Genomic DNA, 8,593 nt, shown 5'->3' with positions numbered 1-8,593 from the left:
GCACTGAAAATTTTGCGTGAAACGTCTTCTAGGTCACTGGTGTGACTGTCGAAATCATGTGCGTTGGCATGAAGATTCCAAATCCACGTAGTGGTTTTTGGTCCTTTCGCTAAGGTTCGATCGAAATGCCCCGGTTTACCCCACTTCTCGAAAGAAGTAGGCACTGGATCTTTGTCAACGATGACCTTAACTTTTGCTTCCCGCTCTGGCGGACTAATTGTCATGAGGATTCTCCTCTCTAGACAAGGAACGAGGTGATACCCAACTGTAAGTGCGCATTTTTTTAGTTAAACGGAGCCAAAAACCATGCTCGATCGGGTTGCTGCCAAAGCAGCTTCCAGTCACAAGCCGTACTCGCACGAATGAAACAAGTTCGTTCGGTCTGTACCTCTGTTGATGAATTATAGGTTCATGAACGATCGATATTCACCATTCGTTAACAATAATTCAAAGTCGCTCCCCAAGTTGCTTATATCGATTTCGATTGCTTTGGGTTGGTTGAAAAGTCAAGCCTAATAGATTTATTTTAAACAAACTTAATAATTACTGGAAATAGGCTCTAGTTAAAGGTTGGAACTATTTTTAAATAGAGCGGGAGTTGCGACTTTATTAACGCATCGAGATTTAATAGCGATAGTTTTGTTACATATATACATAAACGTTAATAACGAGAAAAGTTGCTAGACTTGGCTGCTGGGATGGGAAAAGATTGAAAAATTAAGATCGGTACCCGAATAATTTCTCAGTTAAAGTTTACGAAAAGTAATAATCTCGCGAATGCCGAAATTGGCGACCTCAAGATCGATTTCATAGCAAACTAGCTAAAAGGCAGTTAATGGCTAGTGGATAGGGCTAGGGCGGGATCGGTGAAAAACTCACCAATCCTAGTAAGATAGGCATGGCAAAAGTAATTTGGGAAAGCAGAGGTGCGGGTGTTAAGAGCGAATCTGAAGTGGAAATTAGTTTCTCGATTGGTAGGATCGTGCCTCGTCCTGATGCTGACGCTGGGGATCGCCAGTTGCGAACGATCTCCGGCTGCAAATAATGATTCGGCAGCGATGAGTAGTTCGGCTATGAGTGTTACGGATGGGCCGTTAGCGGAAGTGAATACGCCGATGAGTATCTTACAACTAGCCCCCAGCCTAGAAAAATATCAGCCACAAGTAGAGATTCTCAGCCCGCAGCCCGACGAAATCTTGTCAGACGATCGAGTCACGGTCAAATTTAAAGTCACGGATTTACCACTATTTAAACAGTCACAGTTAGGTCTGGGCAATCATCTCCATGTGATTTTAGACAAACAGACTTACCAAGGCGTATACGATCTGAGCCAACCCTTGGTTTTTAAAAATCTAACGCCTGGAACCCATAGTTTGCGTGTATTTGCATCGCGTCCGTGGCATGAGAGTTTCAAAAATGAAGCTGCATTCGATCGCGTCACGTTTCATGTCTTGACTAAAACTGCGGAAAATAATCCCGATCCTCAGCAACCGTTACTTACTTATAGTCGTCCGGCAGGTACTTATAGTGCCGAACCAATTATGTTGGATTATTATCTGACAAATGCGCCCTCTCATCCAGTCTCACCGGGCAGTCGGGATTTACCCGATTGGCGAGTGCGAGTCACTATCAACGACCAAAGATTTATCCTCGATCGCTGGGCACCAGTATATCTTCAGGGCTTTAAGGAAGGCAAGAATTGGGTGAGATTGGAGTTGGTAGACGATCGCGGTAATCCGTTACCGAATGTTTATAACGATACCGTGGGGCTTGTCACCTATGACCCTCGGACGAAAGATTCGCTCGCTCGACTAATTCGGGGCGAACTTAGCCCAGAACTGGCGCAAAGCTTGGTAGATCCTAACTCTGTATCGATACCAACACCCACATTAGCGAATTCTCCCAGGGAAGTCTCGCCCGTACCAAATAGCACTCCAGCACCCGAATTACCCCAACCGATCGCGATCTCACCGCCACTGCCAAAGCCCAGCCCCACCCCAACGCTCGCACCAACTAATCCGCTACCAGTACCGAGCGTCACAGCCCCCAATCCAGCGCCACAAGCAGCACCAAAGATCGAGAAATCGCCATCACCACAGCCCAAACCGATTGCCAAGATCGCCCCATCGCCAATTCCCGCGCCGATCGTCATCGTTCCCGTACCAGTACCAGTCCCCCCTGCTCCCAACCAAAAACCAGCCCCAGCGGTAGCAAAAACAGCACCCAATCCCATCGCTCCGGTAGTCATACCCGTCCCCGCTATCCAGCCGACACCGACGAGCGCACCAAAAGCGATCGCGATCGTGCCACCCCAAATCCCCGTCCAGCCAGCACCAGCACCCACCACGATCCCAGCACCGCCTGTCGCGACTCAACCGCAACTCCCCGCGCCAGTCGCACCCCCGACTGCGCCCCCATCAACAGTTATTGCGGCTGGTGAAAAAACTTGGCAAACGCAAACGATCGAGTTAATCGAGGCAGCCAAGGTCAAAATTCGCGCTTTTACAAATACAATCCCTGCCAAAGCACAAAGATTTGCTCGCAATATGCAGATTTGGACGGGTAAAGCGATCGAATTTATCGATAGTTTACGCGATTCTCCAAAGGAGAGGCTCCGCCAACGAGGCTAGGTCAACTTAGCGTGAGGTAGTAACTTGTCAGCAAATATCCAGTGGCGTGAAATTAGTGCCCAAATTACCCGAGCTACTGGCGAGCCGTTCGAGATTAGCGATCGTCAGTCCCTCAGTGGTGGTTGTATCAATCAAGTTTATCTAATTAGCAGTCGCGATCGCGATCGCTATCTAATCAAGCTCAATCGCGCAGCCTTAATCGAGATGTTTGTAGCGGAAGCGACTGGTTTGTCAGAAATCGCTGCTACAGCCACGATCCGCGTCCCCGTACCTATTTGTTGGGGTACGGTGGGCGAACATAGTTATTTAGTGATGGAATATCTAGATCTAGTCACCAACGCCGCCGTTGGCGGAGCCTCTCCGAAGGAGAATCGATCTTGGCGTGAAATGGGGCGCAATCTGGCACGGCTGCATCAATATCGATCGGAACGCCAGCAATTTGGCTGGCAGATCGATAATACGATCGGTTCGACACCTCAGATTAATACTTGGAACAGCGATTGGGCGACATTTTTTACTAACAACCGGATTGGCTATCAGCTCCAACTCGCTCGGCAAAGAGGGGGTAATTTTCCCCAAGCGACTGCCTTACTAGCTGCGATTCCTCGACTGCTAGCCGATTACCAACCGCCGCCAGCATTAGTACATGGCGACCTCTGGAGTGGCAATACCAGCTTTACGACTACTGGCACTCCAGTCATATTCGACCCGGCAACCCATTGGGGCGATCGCGAGGTCGATTTAGCCCTTACCGAACTCTTTGGGGGCTTTCCTGCCGCTTTTTACCAAGGCTACGACGAGATTTATCCGCTCGATCCTGGCTACTCACAGCGCAAAAACTTGTACAACCTCTATCACATTCTCAATCACTACAATTTATTTGGGGGCAGCTATCAAGCTCAGGCAAATCGGACGATCGGCATCTTACTCCGCTTAGCTTAGTTGGCAGCATAAATTCAGTTACTATCTTCTATCTCCCATCTCTTAACTAGATTCACGCCGTAGACTACTAGAGAGATTTAACAGCATTACCCGCACCTTGGAACATCACCCAAGACAAGAAAAAATTGGAGATAAAAATCGCCAGTAGCGAAGTGACAACCGCAGTTGTCGTCGATTGCCCGACCCCTTTAGCACCACCTGTAGTTGTCAAACCCCAACTACAACCGATAATCGCAATTAACGCCCCGAAACAAACGGCTTTAATCGGTGCGCTACAAAGATCCCAGCCATTCAAAAAATTGCGAGCGGAATCTAGAAATACTTGGGTTGGCAATCCAAAAATACTTGTAGCAACCAGCAAGCCACCAATCATCCCCGTGACGATCGATAAAATCGTTAGTAACGGCAACATAATACAGCACGCCACCAAGCGCGGAATCACCAAATAATCGACGGGATCTGTTTTGAGAATATACAGCGCGTCGATTTGTTCGCTAACTTTCATCGTGCCAATTTCGGCGGCAAATGCCGAACCCACCCTCCCAGCGACAACCACGGCTGTCAATACCGGAGCTAGTTCGCGAGTCAGCGCCAGGGATAAGACACCACCTACGATCTGTCCCGCACCGATATTAATAAATTCTCGGGCTACCTGGATTGTAAACACCATGCCGATGGTTGTGGATGTCACCAGCGCAATTAGTAATGATTGTGGCCCGACTAGAGCCATTTGTTCGATAATATTGGGGTAATTAAACTTGCCCCTAAGAATATGCACGATCGCTTGTCCACCTAAGAACACCGCTGCAATGAGCCGTCTTAACCATACAGGCATATATCAATTTATCGATCGTCAGTAATACGATTATACGAGAAGCACGTTGGCGTAGCCTCTCCATCAGGAGAATCGCTCTAAAACAATCGATCGCGCCTGAAAGGGTGTCTGAAAAGTCTAATTGCTGCGTTTTAAGATCTAAATCCCCCAACCCCCTTGAAAAGGGGGCTTTTAGATTTAGGGGGATTTAGATCTCCGATTCACACCGAAAAGCCTTTTCAGACACCCTCTAAGTAGCTCGGATCGCAGGAAGTTTATCAACGATCGCATTCATGCTTCAGGCAATGGGGTATTTTAAGAGAGGCTTTATTTAGTTTCCTTCGGTAGTAGTCATATTTATGGTAGCAGTAGCAATTCTGGCAGCGGGCAAAGGCACGCGAATGAGATCGGACTTACCCAAAGTATTACACTTACTGGGAGGACGATCGTTAGTCGAACGGGTATTAATCGGGTGTGGAGTGCTACAACCCGAACGCCAGTTAGCGATTGTCGGCTATCAAGCTCACCGCGTCAAAGCCGCGATGCTCGATTATCCCGATTTGGAGTTTGTCGAGCAAACCGAGCAACTCGGTACCGGACATGCCGTCCAACAACTACTTCCCCATTTGGCTGACTTTGAGGGCGATTTACTCGTCTTAAATGGAGATGTCCCCCTGCTGCGTCCGGAAACTCTCACAGCACTCTTGCAGACGCACCAGCAGCATCAAAATGCCGCAACGATACTGACAGCCCAATTAGCTCACCCCCAGGGGTACGGACGGGTATTTTGCGATAGTAATAATCTGCTCCAAGAAATCATCGAAGATCGCGACTGTACCGACATTCAACGTCAAAATCGCCGGGTGAATGCGGGTATTTATTGCTTTAACTGGCAAAAACTCCAGGCCGTGTTACCAAAATTGCAGAGCAATAACAGCCAGCAAGAATACTACATCACCGATGCCGTAAATTTTCTATCACCAGTGATGGTCTACGATGTCCCTGACGAGCGCGAGATTTTGGGGATTAACGATCGCCGCCAATTAGCGACTGCTTACCAAATCCTCCAATCGCGGATTAAAGATGACTGGATGGCTGCTGGGGTCACGATCGTCGATCCAGATAGCGTGACGATCGACGATACCGTCCAGATCGGTGTCGATGCGATTATCGAACCGCAAACCCATCTCCGGGGTAATACTACCATCGGCAGCGGCAGCCGGATCGGGCCGGGGAGCCTGATTGAAAATAGTCAAATCGGTACCAATGTGACATTGATGTATTCCGTGGCGACCGATAGCTCGATCGGTAATAATGCAAATATCGGCCCCTTCGCCCATATCCGCCAACATGTTCAAGTTGGCGAATCCTGTCGCGTCGGTAACTTTGTCGAGTTGAAAAAGAGCGTACTCGGTGATAATACCAATGTCGCGCACCTATCCTATCTAGGCGATGCCACCATTGGGAAGCAAGTCAATATCGGTGCGGGCACCATTACCGTTAATTATGACGGTAAGCACAAGCATCAAACCACCATCGGTAATTTTACCCGGATTGGTTCTAATAACACTTTAGTCGCACCGCTAAATATCGGCTCTCAAGTGACGACAGCCGCTGGTTCGGCAATCGTCAGTGATGTCCCCGATGACTGTCTGGCGATCGCCCGATCGCATCAAACTATCAAACCTGGTTGGCGACCCAAATGGCAACAGGAGTAGGCTGGGAGCTAATGTAATGTGACTACGATCGAGATTGCAGCGAGCTGTAACTTAAACTGCTCGCTCCAGTTTTTAAGAACAATTAATTAGCGATCGATCGGAATAGAAATGTGGTGAAGCGACTGCCTCACGGCACATTCGCGATCGATTAAAGTGTCAAGAATTCACACATCTTGAGTCGAATAACTCGCCCGTGAATTCATCCCACTCCAGCAAGAATCAAACGCGATCGCGCACCAGAGCCATAGAGTTAGGATGAAGATCTTGCCAACTTCGATTAACAGTGATGCTGGTTGGATGTGAGTAGGTATTTTTACCGCACTGTATTCCGAATTATTGATGGTCTTGAATCCTGAAATCTGAAAGCGAATGGTGTTGAGACTCGAACCACCAAAACCATTACCAGTCGGGAATGTTTGTCGAACTAACGGAGTTACAAACGCAGACGATCTCAAAAAGCGGGGGTGTAGCATAAGTTACTAGTCACGATCGGTAACAAATCGGGGAGAGGTATGCAAAATTGTCAGGCTAGGATAATTCAGCAGTATACATTGCTGTAACCCTTTGGTTTATGGATATAGTTAAACTTAGACCCAGAGCAATTTCTGGCGAATTGAGATGTCGCTCAAGTTCAAAAGCACTTATGAGTTGAAGAGCGATGAGGTTGCGCTCTATTCAATTCGATTTTAATCGAAATTGGTACAAATATTAATCCGAAGATTCCCCGATCTATTCACATAGCTTTGCGAACGGTATCCGTATTTACACCGATCTAAGTATATTTCCCGATCTAAAAGTAGGATTAAATTCTCCGATGGAGAGGCTCAGCCAACGGCTCTTTTTCAAATTCCTTACCCCAAATCTCATGAATCGTAGCTTCTGGATTATTGCACTGATTAATGTTATTAACTCACTGAGTTTCACGATTCTCATTCCCACAATTTATCAATATGGACGTGAATTTAATCTCAGTGATATTGAGACTAGCTTTCTGTTTGCCATCTTCTCGATCGCTCAATTTTTTGCGACACCAATTATTGGTAAATTATCCGATAGATTTGGTAGAAGACCACTACTAATTATTAGTTTAGTTGGGACGGTAGTTGGTAATCTACTCGCAGGGACAGCGCCAAATGCCGCAGTCTTATTTTTTGCCAGATTTCTCGATGGGGTGACTGGTGGTAATATCTCCGTCGCTCAAGCCGTCATCTCGGACGTAACCACACCAGCAAATCGCGCTAAAGGTTTTGGCATCTTCGGTGCTTCACTGGGTTTGGGGTTTGTGATGGGGCCTGTTTTAAGTTTGGTGGCTCAACAAAGATCGCTCGGTACAGCATTCTTAGTATCCGCTGCATTTGCGGCAATCGCTCTAGTTATTACGATATTCTTCTTGCCAGAAACATTGCCACAACGCGCCGATATCGATACCAATATCTTCGATCTGGGGATGCGAGATTTGATTGAAGGTTTGTCCTTTCCCCGATTGGGAATTTTATTTATTATCAATCTCTGTGTCGGTACCACATTTACATTATTTACCTTTGCCTTTCAACCCTATTATCTAAATGTTTTACATCAAGATAGTAAATCATTGACACTATTATTTCTGGCGATCGGGGTTACTGGTGTTATAGTTCAAATTCAAGGCGTTAAAATTCTTACTAAATATTTAAGCTTAGTCAAAATCTTATTTGTAGGCTTATTTTTTAGAAGCTTGTCATTTATCTTGATGCCAGTTATCCCCGATATTCACTTCTTTCTAGTCATCGGTATGCTCTTCTCACTATTTAATTCATTAGTACAACCGATGATTAGCACCCTGATCTCACTCAATACCAGCCCTGAAGAACAAGGTAGAATGTCTGGTTTAAATGCTTCATACTTAAGTGCTGCCAACGGTATCGGCCCTATCATTGCGGGATTAATGGTAGACCGAAGTCATCCACTCACCTATGGCTATCCGCTATACTTAGCTGGTATTTGTACATTTATCGTCTTGTTTTTTGCCATTCGTAAACGGCATCAATACACGCCAAAAGCAGTTTGACAACTAGTAATTACTCTTGAGTCGAATTCTGTAACTGTAAATAGACCAAGCCAAATGTAAATAGCAGTAATACCATTGCCGCTGCCGCCGCATAGCCAAAATCAAATTGAGCGAAAGCGCGATCGTAAATGTAATAAACTAATAAATTAGTAGAATTGAGTGGGCCGCCACCAGTGATAATATATACTTGCTCGAAACTTTTGAGCGTAAAAATTGTCGTGGTAATCGCGGTAAAAATTAAAGTAGACTGAATCCCCGGTAGCGTAATATATAAAAATTGCTGCCAACCATTAGCACCATCTAATTCGGCAGCTTCATACCGCGTACTGGGAATAGCTTGCAATCCCGCTAAAAACACCACCAAATTAAAGCCGATCTGTTTCCAGATACTCACGAGGATGACTACAGGCATCGCCCATACCGAGTCACTCAGCCAAGAGAT

General features: G+C 46.5%; 7 protein-coding genes and 1 pseudogene. 4 read left to right on the top strand and 4 right to left on the bottom strand.

The genetic code is table 11. The annotated features are described in order from the left end of the window. Positions 1 to 224 (bottom strand): annotated as a pseudogene (psaA, locus tag RMO52_RS23210) (photosystem I core protein PsaA); the annotation flags it as partial. Between the two features lie 708 nt (positions 225 to 932). Between psaA and RMO52_RS23205 the strand changes: the two are divergent. Beyond that, a complete protein-coding gene (locus tag RMO52_RS23205) occupies positions 933 to 2,630 on the top strand; it encodes a hypothetical protein (protein ID WP_310419058.1) in 1,698 nt (565 codons plus the stop codon). A gap of 24 nt (positions 2,631 to 2,654) precedes the next feature. Continuing rightward, on the top strand, positions 2,655 to 3,572 hold the full coding sequence (locus RMO52_RS23200; protein ID WP_310419056.1) for a fructosamine kinase family protein: 918 nt from the start codon (positions 2,655 to 2,657) through the stop codon (positions 3,570 to 3,572). A gap of 67 nt (positions 3,573 to 3,639) precedes the next feature. Here the strand turns inward: RMO52_RS23200 and RMO52_RS23195 are convergent, their stop codons facing one another. Then, a complete protein-coding gene (locus RMO52_RS23195) occupies positions 3,640 to 4,407 on the bottom strand; it encodes an MlaE family lipid ABC transporter permease subunit (RefSeq protein WP_309738346.1) in 768 nt (255 codons plus the stop codon). A gap of 338 nt (positions 4,408 to 4,745) precedes the next feature. Between RMO52_RS23195 and glmU the strand changes: the two genes are divergently transcribed. Next, on the top strand, positions 4,746 to 6,104 hold the full coding sequence (gene glmU, locus RMO52_RS23190; RefSeq protein WP_310419054.1) for a bifunctional UDP-N-acetylglucosamine diphosphorylase/glucosamine-1-phosphate N-acetyltransferase GlmU: 1,359 nt from the start codon (positions 4,746 to 4,748) through the stop codon (positions 6,102 to 6,104). Positions 6,105 to 6,268: 164 nt separating this feature from the next. Here glmU and RMO52_RS23185 read toward each other — a convergent pair whose 3' ends face one another. Beyond that, a complete protein-coding gene (locus RMO52_RS23185; protein WP_310419051.1) occupies positions 6,269 to 6,577 on the bottom strand; it encodes a hypothetical protein in 309 nt (102 codons plus the stop codon). Between the two features lie 392 nt (positions 6,578 to 6,969). On the opposite strand from RMO52_RS23185, the gene RMO52_RS23180 reads away from it, so the two are divergent. After that, a complete protein-coding gene (locus tag RMO52_RS23180) occupies positions 6,970 to 8,151 on the top strand; it encodes an MFS transporter (protein ID WP_310419049.1) in 1,182 nt (393 codons plus the stop codon). A 10-nt stretch (positions 8,152 to 8,161) separates the two neighbouring features. On the opposite strand, the gene RMO52_RS23175 is transcribed toward RMO52_RS23180, so the two are convergent. Then, positions 8,162 to 8,593 (bottom strand): sugar ABC transporter permease (locus RMO52_RS23175; protein ID WP_310419046.1); only part of this gene is annotated, 432 nt, incomplete at its 5' end.

Source organism: Chamaesiphon sp. OTE_8_metabat_110 (genome assembly GCF_031382685.1).
Classification (GTDB): domain Bacteria; phylum Cyanobacteriota; class Cyanobacteriia; order Cyanobacteriales; family Chamaesiphonaceae; genus Chamaesiphon.
This window is presented reverse-complemented; position numbering and strand designations above follow the sequence as displayed.

Coding starts and splice junctions, on each gene's coding strand:
- RMO52_RS23195 (WP_309738346.1), bottom strand. CDS start 4,407: ATGCCTGTATGGTTAAGACGGCTCATTGCAGCGGTGTTCTTAGGTGGA.
- glmU (WP_310419054.1), top strand. CDS start 4,746: ATGGTAGCAGTAGCAATTCTGGCAGCGGGCAAAGGCACGCGAATGAGA.
- RMO52_RS23185 (WP_310419051.1), bottom strand. CDS start 6,577: ATGCTACACCCCCGCTTTTTGAGATCGTCTGCGTTTGTAACTCCGTTA.
- RMO52_RS23180 (WP_310419049.1), top strand. CDS start 6,970: ATGAATCGTAGCTTCTGGATTATTGCACTGATTAATGTTATTAACTCA.